Genomic DNA, 17,478 nt, shown 5'->3' with positions numbered 1-17,478 from the left:
ATGGCCTCGGCAGCACTGGCCATCCGCTAATCGCCGATGCCGACACAGCTCAGTTTACCGCCCATGCTCTGCAGTCGGGTGGCAAGGACATCCACATCGAACAGCAAGACGGCCTGACGCTGTTTGGCAAGCTTGCCAACGGTACGGTGATCTTCAANGGCAAGGACATCCACATCGAACAGCAAGACGGCCTGACGCTGTTTGGCAAGCTTGCCAACGGTACGGTGATCTTCAAGGTCGAAGTGACTGATCCGGCAACCGGCGCCTACAAGTTCACACAGTACGGCCCGATCGACCAGGCCGACGCCAACGAGACCGGTGCTGCCGACGGCGGCCGCATGAAGATCGTCTTCACCGTCACCGACGGCGACGGCGACACGGCAACGAACAGCCTGCAGATCGACATCAACGACGGTGGTCCGTCCGTTGCGGCACCGGCTGCCACTGGCGCGCTTTCGGAGACTGGCCTGCCTTCGGTCAGTCCCGTCTTCGGCGATCTCCATGTGAATGTCGGGGCCGACAGCAAGGCGACGCATGTCGCGATCGGTACGGATGGCAACGGAAATCCGATCATCAACAGCGGACTCACCTCCGACGGCGTGCCCCTGCAATATGAAGTTCGCACGACGAACGGCGTCGATCAGGAAATCGTTGCGTTCAAGGCCGGCGATACCGCCGACAATCCGGTTTTCATCGTCGCCGTCCTGCATCCGGGCAGCTTTGCGGCGACGCTCTTCCAGAACCTCGATCACCCGGACGGCAGTGACAACATCCCGCTGAACCTCGTGGCACGCGTCTTCGACGGCGACGGCGACTATGTCGATCAGCCCTTCACCATCAACATGGCAGATAGCGTGCCGACGCTGGTCGCCAACACGACGGTTTCCGGCAATGTTGTGGAAGGTGGCTCGACCGTCGAAACGCACAGTTTCGTGTCGGGAACGGTCAATCTTCCCATCCCGGACGTTAGCACGATCACGTCGACCATCACGGTGCCGGCCGGCGGAACCATCCACGACGTCAACGTGTCGATCAACCTCGCGCATACCTTCATGGCGGACCTCGAGGTCACTTTGATCGCTCCGGATGGCACTCGGATTCGGCTTGTCGACGATAATGGCGGAGCTGGCGATCCGAACGGCACCATCATGTTCGACGACGAAGCGGCAAGCAGCTTTACCTCCGCTTCCCCTCCATTCGTCGGCACATGGCGTCCATCGATCGACCAGCTTTCCCTGCTCGACGGTAAGAGCATGGCGGGAATCTGGACGCTGGAAATCAGGGACGACTTTGGAGCTGATGTGGGCACCCTGCGCGACTGGAGCCTGCAGGTCGAGGCTGGCCACGACGTCTCGTCTGCGAATGTCGATCTTTCCTCGCTGGTCTCGGCCGGTGCCGACGATGGCAATGGTGCTGCGGTATTCGCGCTGAAAACCATCGCAACCGCGGAGAGTCTCGGCACGGTTACGGCCGGCGGCCAGCAGGTGAAAGTGGTTTCCGACGGAACCACGCTGACCGGCTATGCCGAAGGTGCGCCCGGAACGCCGCTCTTCAGGCTGACTGTGTCGGCAAACGGAACGGCGACCTTTGTATTGCACGGCGAATTCGATCACGCCGCCGGCAGCGATAACCTGCCGCTCGATCTCGGTGCCTATGTCAAGGCGCTCGACAGCGACCACGATACGGTGACGCTCGGCGCCGGTCAGTTCGTCATCAACGTCGCCGACAGCCTGCCGACGGCTGCAAACCTGACTGCGGCTATGTCGGAGAACGACAGCAAGAGCGTCACGCTCATCGAAGGTACCCACTTCACCTTTGGTGCGGACGAGATTGGTGCCGCTCTGTCCTTCGGAACGCCGAGCTACACAGGGGTTCCGGCCGGGCTGATCCTGGGCACGCCGTCGATCGCGCTCGGCGCCGACGGTCGCACGATCACGATCAATCCCGGCACGGCCTTCGACCGTCTGCCGGCAGGACAGACGGTTGTCTTGCACATTCCGTATACCGTGACGGATGGCGATCACGACTCGGTCACAAAGGACATCACGGTCACCATCAACGGCACCAACGACGCACCGGCTTTCGGTTGGGGCGAGACTGCCGCTCCCTTGACGGAGCATGCCGGCCAGGTTGGTTCGAGCGAGATTCGAGTCAAGACCGGTCATCTGACTTTCGTCGATCCGGATGCCAGCGACCATCATATGGTCTCGATCGAGCAGGTCAGCACCAACAACCCGGGCGGTAGTTATCTCGGCGCGTTCTCGGCGTGGCTGAACCATTCGCCGACGGACGCGTCCAACTCGGGCCGGATCGACTGGAAGCTGCAGGCGGCCGACAGCTCGTTGGACTTTCTTGCCGAGGGCCAGACGGTGACGCAGGTCTATAAGGTGGTAGTCACGGACGCCAGTGGTGCACTCAGCTCAAAGCTGGTAACGGCGACGATCACCGGTACCAACGATGCGCCGATCATCACGGTTGATGCCGGCGACAGCGCTTTTGCCGCCCTCACGGAAACGAACGCCGGCCTCAGCACGACCGGTACTCTGAGCGTCGCCGATGTCGACGTGACCGACAACGTCACAGCGAGTGTCACCGGTGTCACGGCCGGCGGCGCGGGTATTGAAGCCCGCTTTACTCCGGCTCAGTTGCTGAGCTTCTTCAGCATCGGCAGTGGCGCGGTCATCGATGGAGCGCATACGGCCGGCGATATTCACTGGACGTTCAATTCCAATTCCGAAGCCTTTAATTTCCTGCCCAACGGCTGGCAGTCGCTCATCGGCTACACCGTCGAGGTGAGCGACGGCCACGGCGGCACCGATACCCATGTAGTCCAGATCAAGCTGACCGGCACCAACGATGCGCCGGTTGTCAGCGGGGCAGTCGCCGGCATGGCCACCGAGAATGGCGCAAGCGTCACGCTCGACGCGCTTGCCAATGCGAGCGACGTCGATCTCGGCACCACCCTGTCGGTCGACGGCCTGGCGGTCAGCGGCTCGCCGGGTGCCCTGCCGGCCGGCGTGAGCTACGATGCGGCGACGCATTCCTTCACGCTCGATCCGAACCATCCGGCCTACCAGTCTCTGGCGGCCGGCACGACGACGACGGTGACGGTGAACTACAGCGTCTCCGACGGGATCACGACGACACCGGCCTCCGTCTCCTGGAAGGTAACCGGCACCAACGATGCGCCCGAAGCTCAGGCCGTGACGCTGGCGGCGGTCGCCGAAGACAGCGGCGCGCATCTGATCACGACGGCCGATCTTCTGGCTGGCGCGACGGATGTCGATCACGACACGCTGACGGTGAGCGGCCTTTCGGCCTCCTCCGGCACACTGGTCGACAATGGCAACGGCACCTGGACCTTCACGCCTGATGCCGACGACGATACTGCGGTCAGCTTCAGCTACACGGTGTCGGACGGCACGGCGAGCGTTGCCGGCAGCGCGACGCTCGACCTGACGCCGGTCAACGACGCGCCGGTTGTCCCGGCCGTGACGCTGGCGGCGATTGCCGAGGACAGCGGCGCGCATCTGATCACGACGGCCGATCTTCTGGCTGGCGCGACGGATGTCGAGCACGACACGTTGACGGTGAGCGGCCTTTCGGCCTCCTCCGGCACGCTGGTCGACAATGGCAACGGCACCTGGACCTTCACGCCTGATGCCGACGACGATACTGCGGTCAGCTTCAGCTACACGGTGTCGGACGGCACGGCGAGCGTTGCTGGCAGCGCGACGCTCGACCTGACGCCGGTCAACGACGCGCCGGTTGTCCCGGCCGTGACGCTGGCGGCGATTGCCGAGGACAGCAGCGCGCATCTGATCACGACGGCCGATCTTCTGGCTGGCGCGACGGATGTCGATCACGACACGCTGACGGTGAGCGGCCTTTCGGCCTCCTCCGGCACGCTGGTCGACAATGGCAACGGCACCTGGACCTTCACGCCTGATGCCGACGACGATACTGCGGTCAGCTTCAGCTACACGGTGTCGGACGGCACGGCGAGCGTTGCCGGCAGCGCGACGCTCGACCTGACGCCGGTCAACGACGCGCCGGTGGCGGTGTCCGATGTCCTGACGAGCGCTGCCGAAGACAGCGGCGCCCGGACGATTTCGTTCGCATCGCTGACGGATAACGACAGCACCGGCCCGGCGAACGAAGCCGGCCAGTCGCTGACCGTGACGGCTGTCAGCAATGCGATCGGAGGCACAGTGGCGATCGTCAACGGTCAGGTGGTGTTCACGCCCGCCGCGAACTTCAATGGCACTGCGTCGTTCGACTACACGATCAGCGACAACGGCAAGACGAACGGCAATGACGACTTCAAGACCAGCATCGGCCACGCCAGCTTCACGGTGACGGCGGTCAACGAAGCCCCGGTTGCCAATGAGGATGGCCCATTTGCAACGTTGGCCAATACGGCCCTGATCGTTACGACCGGGTTGCTTGCCAACGATAGCGATCCAGACGGCCAGACGCTGACGGCGGTCATAGGCACTGGCCCGCAGCATGGAGCGATAAGCAGCTTCAACGCTGCCACGGGGACCTTCACCTATACGCCGACGGCTGGCTTCATCGGTGTGGATACGTTCACATATCACGCGACGGACGGCGCATTGCAGAGCAATCCGGTGACGGTCTCGATTATCGTTTCGGGGGGATCCGTAACCAGCCAGGTAATCAACTTCGGTAACGCACAGGATACCGGGGACTTTCCGACAACCGCCTTCAACGGCGATTGGACGATCTTGATGGGTAACGGCAAGGACAAACTCACCACGAGTTGGGACCATGATGGTGGTGTCACATCCTATTATGGCGGCGACACCGTGAGCGATGCGGGCCACAACCAAGACCACGTCAATATTGTTTTCTCTGCAGAACAACTTCAGGAAGTCCTCCTCAGCTCGACATATCGAGCCGAATTGCAGGATTTCCTTGACGATGATATCGGGAACGGCGCCGCTGCAAATCGCACCCTCGATTTGTCAGGCTCGAGCTGGCACGCGAAGGTTGCGATGTTTGGCGACGCCTCGCTTTCGCTGGCGGTCGTTGACGACAATGGACATACGACGTCCACTGTGACCTACTCAGCAATTGGCGAAAATCTGCCGGATTACCTGGGGGGTTCTGCGGGAAATAACTCCAACAATCTGATCGTTGGCACGACCGGCGACGACACGCTTTCCGGTGGTTCGAGCGACAGCGATATCGCCGGCAACGGCAACGATATACTGGCCGGCGGGGGCGGTAACGATACGCTCTGGGGCGGCGGCGGAAGTGATCTTCTTCTTGGCGGCGCCGGCGACGACGAGATGCGCGGCGGCAGTGGCAACGACATTCTCTTTGGCGGCGCCGGCGACGACATTCTTGTCGGCGGCTCCGGCCTCAACACGATGACCGGTGGCGGCGGTAGCGACACCTTTGTCATTGATGCTGCCGCCTTCAACGAGGTGAACCTTACCGATGTCATCACGGACTTCAAGAACAGTCAGGGCGATACGCTGGACGTCTCCAACCTCCTCAACTCGCTCTTGGGTCACGAAGCGAGCGAGGCGGAGGCGCTTGCGAACGTGAAGGGCACGGTTGCCGCAGGCAGCACGACAATCAGTGTCAACGACAACGGCACCTGGCACGATGTCGCGGTGCTTCAGAATTACACGTCGACGGTGAAGATCCTCTATGACGACGATCATCACTCAACGACGACGCCGACCGCTTGACCGGTTCGTAAGTCACTCTTCAGGTGTGAATCTGGAAAAGGCGCCCCGGCGCCTTTTCTGCTTTTTACTCCGCTCACGCCGCCGGCAATCTGGCGATGGTGATCGGCTCGCCGTCCTCGGTCGCGCTGTCGAACGCCATCTCGTCCGCAAGCTGCCGGATCCGGTTGAAATCCTCCGGCCCTTCGAAAAGAGCGCCGCCGAGCTTGATCTTGAGATCGAGGGGGGCTTCCTCGGTCTCGAAGGCTGCCAGCGAGACGCGCCTGCGGATGCGGGCGCCGATGTCCTGGGCATTTTCGGGCGTGGCGCCGGGCAGGAAGATGCCGAGTTCGTTGGAGGCGAGGCGGGCGACGAGGTCGCCGCTCCTGACCGAGCTCTTGATGATGTCGGCCAGCGACTGCATCACGGTGTCGGCCCATTGCGGGCCATAGCGGCGGCTGATCGCGTCGAGCGTCTCGATAACGACGGCGATCATGATGCCGCCGGTATCCGTTGCGATCTTCCGGCGGCGGTCGGAGTAATTCTGCATCGCAGCCGCAAAAGCGGTGCCGGTGAGCGCGTTCGTCGCGGGGTCATGGCGGGTGGCATGGCTCATTCTGGAGCGTAGCGTTTCAAGTTCCGCTTTTTGCAGTTGCAGCGCGAAAAGAAGCGGAAATGCAACAACAAACGAAATTGGAGGAATACTCACAAATCCTACCAAAAATGGTTTATCCGGGATTAGAAGGTTTAAGATAAGTAAAAGACCAACGGATCCCGCCAGGCAGCATGTTGCGCCGATTGCAGCGCGCAGCAAAGCGGGTTTTACCGTGGCGGGGGAGTAACGGTTAATAAAAATCATGGTCGTCGGGATACTCACTAGGGGTGAGTGTGAAGCTAACCGCGAGCACAACAAGCGCAGGTTAAAAAATCCTGTAAAATTGTTGCTTTGGCTGTGGAAACCTCGTGAGTTAACTGTCTTCTCAGGAAGCTGGCTCAGGCCAGTTGGAGTGTTGATAACATAATGCTACTGACTTAACCGAGAAGAGATTTCGGTATATGGGGTAGCCGGGCTAATTACGAGTGATGAGGGGCATCAAACTTGTTTAACGGCAAAAGAATTTTTGCAGCTTTGTCTGCGACTGTTGCTTTGAATTTTGCATTTTGCGTTGACGCCAATGCTATTTCTCTTCAGCAGGCAATCGAAAAGACAATGAAGACGAACCCGCAGATCTTGCAGGCTGCGAAGGATCGTGAAGCAATCGAATTTGAACTTCGCCAGGCGCGCGGGCTTTATTTGCCCTCTATTGATCTCGACGCCGGGATCGGTCGCCGTCGGCTGTCGAATTCTACAACCGGCACTTTAACTTCCGATACTGATTACTTGTCGCCGGGCGATGTCGGCCTCACCATCTCGCAGCGGCTTTTCGATGGCGGCGGCCGCCGCGCGCAGGTGGATCAGCAGGCATCGCGCGTCGATGGCGCCTCGTTCCGCGTGCTGGAGCGCTCCGAATCGCTGGCACTCGAAGTGACGCAGGATTACCTCGAATACATCCTGCAAAATCAGATCGTGAAGGCCGCCCAGGATAACATGGCCTTCCACAACCAGATCCTCGGCAACATCGAGCAGAGCATCAAGGGCGGCACGCTGACTGACGCCGACCGCCTGCAGGGCGTCGAGCGCCAGCAGGCTGCCGCTGCCCGCCTACAGGAGGCTAAGGAAGAGCTGGAAGCGACGAAGATCCGTTTCCTTGAGGACGTGGGCGAGCCGGTCACCGGTGCGCAGACCCCGCCTTCGGTTGCCAAGTATGTGCCGAAGACGCTGAATGATGCTGTCTTCGTCGCCGCCAAGAACAGCCCGCGCATCTATTCCGCCAATGCGGATGTCGATGCGGCCGATGCAGGTGTGCGCGGCGCGCGCGCCAACTACCTGCCGAAGGTCGACCTCGAAGGCACCGCCCGTGTCGGCGACGACATCAACGGTGACGATGGCAACACGAATGATTACCAGGTGCGCGTAGTCGCCCGTTGGAACCTCTATCGCGGCGGTATCGATGTTGCCCGCGAGCAGGAGCAGATCCGCCGTGCCGGTGAGCAGCGTTATGCGCTGGCGCAGGTGCAGCGCGAGGTCGAGCAGTCGGTTCGCTCCGCCTGGAACGAGCGCGTCAGCCGCGGCAAGCTTGCCGGCATCCTCGGCCAGCAGGCCTCGACCAATGCCCAGCTCGTGTCGTCCTACCGGCAGCAGTTCAGCGTCGGTCAGCGCTCGCTGCTCGATGTGCTTGATGCGCAGAACACCAATTTCAATACCAGAGTTCTTGCCGATACGGCCCGTCTCGCATCGGTCTTTGCCGAGTACAAGATCCTGGCCGCGTCCGGCAATCTGCTCCAGACGATGAAGCTGAGGCCGGTCGAGCAGGCAAAAGAATATGCGCGGGAAGAGTTTGTTGTCCCCGCGGGCGTCGCAGATCCGGGATATGTCGAGCTTGAGTCGCATCAAAAAGCCGGCATGCCGTTGGACCTTCTGGCGCCGATTCGACAGCAGTAGTCGAAACGGCATGGAACAATGCTGAACGTAGCGCTCGAGACTCCAAGCGGCACCCCGCTCCAGACTTTCAAGGCTGCCTTCAAGTCAGTGGCTGCGTTCTATGGCCGGCCGAGCTCCGATACGGTTCTCTTCTCCGGCCTGCCGGACGAGATCACCGAATCGCTCGAGCTCGACGACGTGGAGCAGATGGCCGAGCGCATCGGCCTTCAGGTCATCAGGCATCAGGAACGCGATTGCCGCCTGGGCAATTTCGATTGCCCAGCCATCGTCTGCTTTGCCGATGGCGGCGTTCTTCCTCTATTGGAAGTGGCGGAGGATGGCTCCTATCTCATTGATATCGTTCCGATCGCCGGCGCCCCGATCAGATTGACGCGCGAGGAACTCGTGGCGCTGAAGCCCGCGATGGCCTTCGCTTTCACGCTCTATTACCAGAACGCTTCGGAAGAGGCGCTGGTCGGCAATGCGGTGGAGATCGAAAAGCGCCACTGGCTGGCGACGACGCTGATGCCCTACTGGCGCACCTATGTCCGCGTCATGGTGGCAGCGCTCTTCATCAACCTGATTGCGCTTGGCTCGCCGCTCTTCACCATGAACGTCTATGACCGCGTGCTGCCCAACAAGGCGGTGGCGACGCTGTGGGTCCTCGCGGCAGGCATCTCGCTTGCCTATATCTTTGATTTTTTGCTGAAAACGGCACGCTCGTCGCTGATCGATTACGCCGGCCGCAAGGCCGACCTCAGGCTTTCCCAGTTGATCTTTGACAAGGTGCTGAACTCGACGCTGGAATCGCGCCCGCTGTCGACGGGCGAATATGCGAACCGCGTCACGCAATATGAGTTCGTCCGCGAATTCTTCACATCCAACACCATCGGCGTGCTGATCGACAGTCTCTTCGTCTTCATCTTTCTGGCAGTTATTTACCTGATTGCCGGCTGGCTGGTCGTCATCCCGGCCGCCGCCTTCGTGCTGTCGGTGGCGATCGGCCTTTGGGCGCAGGCGCAGATCGGCAAGCGCATGGCAACCGCCGCAAACGAAGCGTCCCGCCGCCAGTCGCTGCTCGTCGAGACCATCTCCACCATCGAGACGCTGAAGAGCCTTCGCGCCGAAGCGACGATGCTGCGCCGCTGGCAGGAACTCACCAAATATTCGAGCCGCACCAGCGAAGACATCAAGCATATCTCCACCAACGCCATCAACCTGACGACCTTCATTCAGCAGATGGTGAGCGTGCTGATCGTGATTGCCGGCACCTATGAGTTCTCCGAGGGCCGCATCGCCATGGGTGCGATCGTCGCGACTGTGATGCTCGCCGGCCGCGCCGGCGCGCCGCTTGGCCAGATCGCCATGACGCTGGCGCGCTTCCGCCAGGCAACCATGTCGCTGCGCATCCTCGACAAGATCATGGAGCAGCCGGACGACCGGCCCTCTACGATCGGCTTCGTCAACCGTCAGATCAAACAGGGCGGCTTCAGCTTCCAGAACGTCTCCTTCCAGTATCCGGGTTCGGATTATCCGGTCATCAATGGCCTGTCATTCACTGTCAGGCCCGGCGAGAGGATCGGCATCATCGGCCGCATCGGTTCGGGCAAGACGACGCTCGGCCGTCTGCTCGACGGCCTTTTCTGCCCGTCCGCCGGCCGCATTTTGATCGATGGCGTCGATATCCGGCAGTATCACATGGCGGAGGTGCGCGCCGCCGTAGCGGTTGCGGGCCAGTCCTCCGATCTGTTTTCCGGCACTGTGAAGGAAAACCTGCTGATCGGCCGCGCCGACGCAACCGACGAGGAAATCCTTGAGGTCGCCCGCATGACCGGCGTCGATGAATTCGTCTCCAACCATCCGCGCGGCTTCGACATGCCGGTCGGTGAGCGGGGAACCAATCTGTCGAGCGGCCAGAAGCAGGCGCTGACGATAGCCCGCTTGCTTTTGACCAAGCCGAAGATCGTCTTCCTCGACGAACCCTCGGGCGCGATGGACCTTGCGACCGAGCGTCATCTGATCTCTAGGCTGTCCGGCGCCTTCGGCCGCGAAACGACGCTTCTGATCGCGACGCACCGCCACAGCATGTTGGAGCTTGTCGACCGCCTGATCGTTATCGACAAGGGCCGAATCGTCGCCGACGGTCCGAAGCAGGCCGTGATCGAGGCCATGCGCAAACCGGCGGGGCAGCAATGAGCGCGAACCGTCTCGACCATCCACCGTTTTTCGCCCGCGCCATCCTTGCGCTCTGCGCGCTGCTGATTGCAAGCTTCATCGGCTGGGCGACGATCGCGAGCGTCGATGAGATCGCCCGCGGCGAAGGCAAGGTCATTCCCGTTTCGAAAACCCAGATCATCCAGTCCTCCGAACCCGGCGTCGTCCAGCAGATCGCCGTCACGCTTGGCCAGGTCGTCCGCAAGGGCCAGCTTCTGGTCCAGCTCGACAATACCACGACCACCTCGACGCTCGGAGAATCGGTCGCCAAGGCACGCGCGCTCGGTGCCAAGGTCGCCAGGCTGAAGCTGGAGGAGGCGGGTCGGTACGAGATGCCTTATATCTGCCCGGAGGAGATTCTTGCCGTCGCCAAGGATGTCTGCAGCAACGAAGCGAGCCTCTTTGCTGCCGACCGCGCGAGCTACGAAAACAAGCTCGGCGTTCTCAAGGAGCGCGTCAAGCAGCGCGAAAACGAGCTCAACGAGGCGCATGCCAATATCGCCCGCCTGCAGGACAATATCGAGGGCGCGCAGCGCCAATACGACCTGATCAAGCCGCTCAGCGAAAAGAAGCTTGTGGCCCAAACCGAAATGCTGAAGGTCGAACGCGACCTGACGGACCAGCAGGGCCAGCTCAAGGTCTATCAGGAAAGCATTGATCGCCTGGAAGCCGCGGTGCAGGAGGCGACGCTCCAGCTCGGCGACTTGGCGCTTGAACTCCGCCAGCAGGCGTTGACCGAGAAGGCGACGACGCTTGCAGAACTCTCCGTCGTCGACGAAACGATCCGCGGTGCTTCCGACCGTGTCAAACGCACCGATATCCGCTCGCCGGTCGATGGCATCGTCAACACGCTGGAAGTCAATACGATAGGTGCCTATGTCGATCCGGGCCGCGTCATCGCCGGCATCGTGCCGACTGCCGATACCTTGCTGATCGAAGCGAAGATTTCCCCGCGCGACGTCGCTTTCGTCCGTCGCGGTCAGCCGGCGATCGTCAAGATCACGGCCTATGATTTCTCGATCTTCGGCGGGCTTGAAGGTGTGGTGGAAAACATCTCGGCCGACAGCCTGGTCGAAAAGGAAAAAGGCGAGACCTACTACGTGGTGCAGGTGAAGACCGACACATCGGAGCTGGAGCGCGACGGCAAGCTCTATCCCATCATTCCGGGCATGGTCGCCGCCGTCGAAATCATGACGGGCAACAAGACGGTCCTCAGCTACCTGCTGAAGCCGATCAACAAGGCGCGCTCCGAAGCGCTGACGGAGCGGTGAGATGCTGATTTCCAAACCCCGCGCGACCGATCTGACGAAGGCTGAACCCGCCGACGAGCCGCTGCCGGTTATCGGCGCGGAGGAAATCGAGCCGCGCTTCCGGGCCGTCGTCGGCCGGGCAGGTGAGCGCCGCGGCATCCGCCTGGAGCGCATCTATTGGGACGGCCTGGGCCGCATGTCCTCCGCTGGCAAGATGACGACCGCCGATCTGGTGCAATATACGGCGTCGCAGATGCCGGAATCCGGCAATCTCGCCTCGCTGCTGCGCGTTCTCAGTCTGAAATGGGCGCTGCGCCGCCTGGACGCCGTCGAGGACATAGCCTCGATGACGAACCTCAATGCCGTCATCCAGGCGTCGCCATCGCCGGCGATCCTGCTTACCCACGACAAGAAGATCCAGTATTTCAACGATCCGTTTCTCTCGATGCTGCGCCAGCGCCTGCCCATGGGTGATACGGCGCAATTGACTAAGAGCCTGCGCTTTTCCGTCGACACGCAGATCGAGCAGGCGATCACGACGCTGAACCTGAACCGCGGCAAGACGCTGAACACCGGCTTCAGCATCGGTGTCGGCACGCAGTCGATGCGGGGCCAGATCAATCTCGCCCTGGCGCCGACGCACGAAAAGTCGATGCTGATCGGCTACATCTCCCGCTACTGACTGACGCATGAAACGAAAAGGCGGCCGCATCGCGCGACCGCCTTGAACATCACGCGTTTTGGCTTGTCTCAGTACGCCGCGCCTTCGCCCGGTGCGACCTTCTCCAGCGGAATGCGGGAAGCGACCTGCTTGTTGCCGGCACGCAGCCCATGCAGATATCCCTTGCCACGGGCGATGGAGAAAAGCGGCTGGTAGTCGGGCAGGCGGTTGTCGGGCAGCACCTGATCGCGCATATTGTCGAGAATGAAGTAGTTGCCGTTGACCTCGACCGAAAGCACCGCGTGATAGAACTGGCGCTTCTGGTCAAACAGCACGACGATCGACATGTCCTTCATGTCGACGCCTTCGGCGCGAAGTGCCGCCATCTTCAGGATCGCGAAATCCTCGCAGTCGCCCGCTTGGCGGGCAAGCGTCTCGGAAGGCGTCGCCCAGTAGTCCGCCGTCTGATAGGTGTCGGCGTCCCGGCGGTAGCGGATCGCGCGATTGACTGCCACATTCACCGCATTCAGCTTGTCGCGGATCGAAGCGTGCCCGGTCTTGTCGAGCGTCGCCTTGACGACCTCAGCCGCATCCGAACAACCCTTTGCGCCGCACTTGATGGCCGCGCCGCTCGCCATTTCCGCCAGCGAAGGCGCGAAGCGCTTGACAGCGGCAAGCCGCTTGAACGGAATGGTGACGGAGCCGAAGACAGCATCATTCGAAGGGACCGCGTTGCGCGGCACACCCGGCTTGATGGAGGCGGTCGTCTCCGCGGCAAACGACGCAGTCTCCGCCTGCGGCAATTGCGTCACGGCGGCAAGATTAATCCTCTGAACGGCGCTCGAAACGTCGCTGGCGGCCGTTCTGAGGAGATTGAAAACGCCTGCCATGCTGCCTGCCTGTGCTAGCGTGTAAATAGTATTGGTTGCCAGTATTGATGTATATGACGTCGCGCTGATCTGCATTTCTGGCATTTGTGCCGCAACATTCGAGCTGAAAAGTAATGGTGCGAAAGATGATAAAGTAAAAGACGCGAGTATTTTTGCTTTTGTGCTGCGCTTCATCGGTTTGGTTCTCCCCGTGCGAGAGAAATGTACCCAATAGCTATAAATATGCAGTTTGGAAGCGTGGGTAATCCAAGTATAAATCTTCCGTTCAAAGGCGCGTAAAACTTTAGCTTTGCCGTCAACCAAGTTTGGGGGAAGGGTTTGATTTTCGCCTGCGCCCGGTGCAGAAATAAGCGCCGTCTAAAAGGCCGCAAAAGGCCGGGATGCCGCATTTCGGGGGAAACAGTGATATCGCATTCAAAGCTACGGACCGAACCATCATATGGTTTATGCGGCGGGCTCGCTGACGCGCTTTCGGTCGCCTTGTCTGCACCCCGGCGCCTGTCCCACACACTGCCGCTGCTGATTTTCCTTACCGCCGCCGCAGGCTGCCAGTCGGGTGCGGATGGGCTGGGCACGGCGAAGAATACCGACATCAAGGCGCCGTCGAGCAAGGTCGAAGAGACCTTCGGCGAGACCGGTACGGAGGTCACGCTGCTGCTGCCTAGAGGCGCGAGCGGTGTTTACGAGGGTGCCGCCCGCGATGTGCGCGACGGCGCAGCTCTCAGTGTCGGCGAACTCGGCAACGGTCAGGTTTTTGTCAAGGTCATCGATGTTTCGGGCGGCGCGGGTGCGGTGCCTGCCGCCGTGAGCGCCGCCAAGGCGCGCAATTCAGCGCTGCTCATCAGCTATGCTCCGCCCGCCGTCACCTCAGCGATTGCCGCCATGCCCTCCGATCAGCGTCCGCCGCTGGTCAACCTTGGCGACGACGTTCCGGCAACTGCCGGCAATATCTACAACTTCGCCTCGGACGAGCTCGACAGCGCGCTTGAAGGCATCCGTGCGGCGGCTACGGGCGGGCACAAGAAGGTGATGGTTTTCGCCCCGAGGGACTTTCCGCCGACCTATGAGATGCGGCTTGCCGACGCCATCCGCGCTGGCGGCACCTATGCCGGGACCGCGCGCTACGATCTCAGCGATGCAGCCGCTGCCGATGCCGTGCAGAAGTCGAAGGCCCAGCTTCAGCAGGCCGATACGGTCGTCATCCTCGGCAAGAGCGTCATCGTGCCGACGGTTGCCGGTGCGATCAAGGCGAGCGGCCAGGGCAATCTCGTTCTCATCGGCACCAGCGCCTGGCCGTCTCAGGCCTATGCAGACCCCGCTGTCGCGGGCGCCACGATCGCCATGGTCGAGCCGGACGATGCCAGCCTGATCGCCGACCGCTACAAGCGCCACCTTGGCCGCACGCTGTCCACGGACGCCGCCTACGGCTACGACGCCATCGCCATCGCCGCAGGTATCATCCGCGTCAAGGGTCCGGCGGGCGTGACGGCCGAGAACCTGACGATGAAGACCGGCTTCCGCGGCGTGACCGGGCTCTTCCGCCTGAGCCCGGGCGGCAATGTCGAACGCAAGCTCAGCCTCTTCACGATCACCGGCGGCAAGCTGAACCTGCTGGGCGCTGCGCCGAAGGCGTTTTAAAATGGCTCTTTTGTTCCACTCCACTCCTGTGACGGCACAGGAATGGAGGCCGAAGTAGCGGTTTGCTGCCCCCTCATCCCTTCTCCCCGGCGGGGAGAAGGTGGCCCAAAGGGTCGGATGAGGGGGCCGCACTGCACGACCTCTCCTCACTTGGCCACGGAGGGGTAAGCGGATAACCACGTCCCGCAACCCACGCGCCAATCACCGCCCGCCCGCCGAGGCGAAGAACCCCTCCGGGCTCTCCACCTCCACCAGCTTCCGCTTCTCGATCAGCCAGAAGCGGTTGCCGACGGCGCGCACGAAGCTGCGGTCGTGAGAAACGAGCAGGCAGCTTGCCTGATGCGCCATCAGCTCGCCTTCCAGCGCTTCCTGCCCGTCGATGTCGAGATGGTTGGTGGGCTCATCGAGCAGGTAGAAGTTCGGGTTGGAGAGCCGGAGCACCAGCATGCCGAGCCGCGCCTTCTGCCCACCGGAGAGCTGGCCGATGGGGCGGCCCTGCATCTCGATCGACATGCCGGCACCGGCCAAAAGCCCGCGTGCCCGCTGATCGCCGACGTCGAAGCGGCGGATAATCGTTTCCAACGGCGTATCGGCATCGCTGAGATCGGCAAGCGCCTGGTCGCCGTAGCCGAGCGCGAGCGACGGCGTGGCCTTGATGCCGTTCTCGGCGGTTTGCGGGTTGGCGATCGCCTTGCGCAGCATCGCGATCAGCCGCGTCTTGCCGGCGCCGTTTTCGCCGAGCAGCACGATCCGGTCTCCCTGGCAGATGAACTGCTTGCCGGTCTTGAAGAGCAGCGTGCCGTCCGGCGTCCCAACCGCCGCATCGTCCAGCGTCACCAGCACCTTGGCATGCGTGCCGCGATTGGCGAGCTTGATGGCGCCGGCCGAGCGCTCCAGATGCGCCGGTTTCGCCGCGTCTTCAAGCTTATCCGCCCGCTGCTTCAGCTGCTTGGTCTTCACCACCAGAAGGTCGCTGCCGGAATTGATGCCGATATTGTTGAGCTTCGCCGCTTGCTTGCGCAGCTGCTCGGCCGTCTTCATATCGCGCTCGTAGCGGCGCGCGTCCGCCGCGTCGAACTCATTGATCGCAACCCGCGCCCGGGAATAGGGCAGGGCGAAGAGCTGCGATTGCTCCGGACGCAGAAAGAGCGTGCGGTTCGTCACGGCGTCGAGGAAGGCGCGGTCGTGGCTGGCAAGGATCACCGGCACGTCGCGAGGGAGCGCGTTCAGCCATTCCTCCAGCCGCGCGATCTTGCCGAGATCGAGATGGTTGGTCGGCTCGTCGAGCATCAAGAGGTCCGGCTCGGTGACCCAGACCCGGGCAAGCATCGCCAGCCGCTGCCACCCGCCGCTGAGGGCGGCGAGCGAACGCTGGCGCAACTCCTCCGGCACCTCGAACGAATCCAGCACCACATCGACGCGCCAGCTCTCGGTTTCCACCTGCTCCGGAGAGAGTGCATCGAGAACGGCGTCATAAAAGGTCCTGGCGAAAAGGGCAGGCGGCACGTTCTGCTCGACATAGCCGACGGTCAGCCCGCGCGCCCTGGTGATGTCGCCTTCCGTCGCATCGAGCGTGTCGGCGATGCAGCGGAAAAGCGTCGATTTCCCGCGGCCGTTGGCGGCCACGATGCCGATCCGGTCGCCTGCATTGACGACGAGGTTGAGCCTGGAAAACAGCGGGTTCGACAGCGTGATGCCGAGGTTGCGGATATTGAGAAGGGTCATACTCGTTCTCTGGTCTTGACCGCGCGATCATCCATCGAGGGCTCTTGGGCCATCATCGATGCGATGCATCAGCGGTGGATCTGAAATCGCAGCCGCTCAAGCGATAAAGCTTGGCGCTGCTGGCCACAAAGGGCGGACCAGGAAGAGAGTTTGGCGAGAAACGGTCTCTGGTCAGCCCTGCAAACGCATTTGCAGGGCGTTGACGGGGCCACGCTGCCGGTTGAACCGGAAATAGTAATTTTGCACGCGACCCTCCTTTCAATTTGAGTGCACACACGAAATACCATCGCCTATGCAGGAATGCAACCATGGCGGTCGCATTAGGCTTTCTTCAAAAACACGGTACGCGGCACGAGGCCCTTGTCTTTCCGGCCGAACTTGCGCAAGCCGGCCTGGCTGTTATAAGCGGCCAAATTCTGATTTAGGAGAGACGACCATGGCGGGCAATGACGACGAATACGTCTATGACGAAGTGACGGGCGAATGGCGTCCGGCTTCGGAATTGGCTGCTGCCGCGCAGGCGGCCGCCGAGGTCCGGGACTCTGCCGGAAACGTCCTCAAGGACGGCGATTCCGTCACTCTCATCAAGGATCTGAAGGTCAAGGGCGCCAATCAGACCCTGAAGCAGGGCACGGTGATAAGGTCGATCCGCCTGACGGAAAACCTGGAAGAAATCGACTGCCGCCACGATACCATCAAGGGCCTCGTCCTGCGCACGGAATTCGTCCGCAAGCGGTAGGCGGATTTCCTCTTATGGTCGCCGGCTTGCCGCTCATCCGCCTGCCGGCACCTTCTCCCCGCCCGTGGGGAGAAGGAAATATGCCGCGCCGTCTTCTCAAATCACCGAGGCAGGGTGGGGCACCTTCCCTCTCCCCGTCAG

General features: G+C 61.7%; 10 protein-coding genes. 7 read left to right on the top strand and 3 right to left on the bottom strand.

Going from position 1 to position 17,478, the window contains the following annotated elements; translation table 11 throughout:
• Positions 1 to 146 precede the first annotated feature (146 nt).
• A complete protein-coding gene (locus BN1800_RS29950; protein ID WP_425299077.1) occupies positions 147 to 5,723 on the top strand; it encodes a cadherin-like domain-containing protein in 5,577 nt (1,858 codons plus the stop codon).
• Between the two features lie 73 nt (positions 5,724 to 5,796).
• On the opposite strand, the gene BN1800_RS29945 is transcribed toward BN1800_RS29950, so the two are convergent.
• Entirely contained in the window at positions 5,797 to 6,576 is a 780-nt protein-coding gene (locus BN1800_RS29945) for a GGDEF domain-containing protein (protein WP_244564704.1), read from the bottom strand.
• 303 nt (positions 6,577 to 6,879) lie between these two features.
• Between BN1800_RS29945 and BN1800_RS29940 the strand changes: the two genes are divergently transcribed.
• The 4 genes from BN1800_RS29940 to BN1800_RS29925 are packed head-to-tail and all read left to right on the top strand — an operon-like array spanning position 6,880 to position 12,366.
• Positions 6,880 to 8,241, top strand: coding sequence for a TolC family outer membrane protein (locus BN1800_RS29940; protein WP_087002659.1), 1,362 nt, complete (start codon positions 6,880 to 6,882; stop codon positions 8,239 to 8,241).
• An 18-nt stretch (positions 8,242 to 8,259) separates the two neighbouring features.
• The gene (locus tag BN1800_RS29935) at positions 8,260 to 10,416 is read left to right on the top strand and encodes a type I secretion system permease/ATPase (RefSeq protein ID WP_087002644.1); all 2,157 of its coding nucleotides are present in this window, start codon (positions 8,260 to 8,262) and stop codon (positions 10,414 to 10,416) included.
• Complete coding sequence (locus BN1800_RS29930) at positions 10,413 to 11,705, top strand: HlyD family type I secretion periplasmic adaptor subunit (RefSeq protein WP_087002642.1); 1,293 nt, start codon at positions 10,413 to 10,415, stop codon at positions 11,703 to 11,705. The genes BN1800_RS29935 and BN1800_RS29930 overlap by 4 nt, the downstream gene beginning before the upstream one ends.
• A 1-nt stretch (position 11,706) precedes the next feature.
• Positions 11,707 to 12,366, top strand: coding sequence for a ribbon-helix-helix domain-containing protein (locus BN1800_RS29925; RefSeq protein ID WP_087002640.1), 660 nt, complete (start codon positions 11,707 to 11,709; stop codon positions 12,364 to 12,366).
• A gap of 68 nt (positions 12,367 to 12,434) precedes the next feature.
• Here the strand turns inward: BN1800_RS29925 and BN1800_RS29920 are convergent, their stop codons facing one another.
• The gene (locus BN1800_RS29920; RefSeq protein ID WP_244564703.1) at positions 12,435 to 13,235 is read right to left on the bottom strand and encodes a transglutaminase-like cysteine peptidase; all 801 of its coding nucleotides are present in this window, start codon (positions 13,233 to 13,235) and stop codon (positions 12,435 to 12,437) included.
• A gap of 402 nt (positions 13,236 to 13,637) precedes the next feature.
• Between BN1800_RS29920 and BN1800_RS29915 the strand changes: the two genes are divergently transcribed.
• Complete coding sequence (locus BN1800_RS29915) at positions 13,638 to 14,873, top strand: type 1 periplasmic-binding domain-containing protein (protein WP_087002636.1); 1,236 nt, start codon at positions 13,638 to 13,640, stop codon at positions 14,871 to 14,873.
• 201 nt (positions 14,874 to 15,074) lie between these two features.
• Here BN1800_RS29915 and BN1800_RS29910 read toward each other — a convergent pair whose 3' ends face one another.
• The gene (locus BN1800_RS29910; RefSeq protein ID WP_087002634.1) at positions 15,075 to 16,598 is read right to left on the bottom strand and encodes an ABC-F family ATP-binding cassette domain-containing protein; all 1,524 of its coding nucleotides are present in this window, start codon (positions 16,596 to 16,598) and stop codon (positions 15,075 to 15,077) included.
• A 436-nt stretch (positions 16,599 to 17,034) separates the two neighbouring features.
• Here BN1800_RS29910 and BN1800_RS29905 point away from each other — a divergent pair, with 436 nt between their 5' ends.
• On the top strand, positions 17,035 to 17,337 hold the full coding sequence (locus BN1800_RS29905; RefSeq protein ID WP_087002632.1) for an alkylphosphonate utilization protein: 303 nt from the start codon (positions 17,035 to 17,037) through the stop codon (positions 17,335 to 17,337).
• Positions 17,338 to 17,478 lie beyond the last annotated feature (141 nt).

Origin of the sequence: Rhizobium sullae (assembly GCF_900169785.1) — a bacterium.
Classification (GTDB): Bacteria; Pseudomonadota; Alphaproteobacteria; order Rhizobiales; family Rhizobiaceae; genus Rhizobium; species Rhizobium sullae.
This window is presented reverse-complemented; position numbering and strand designations above follow the sequence as displayed.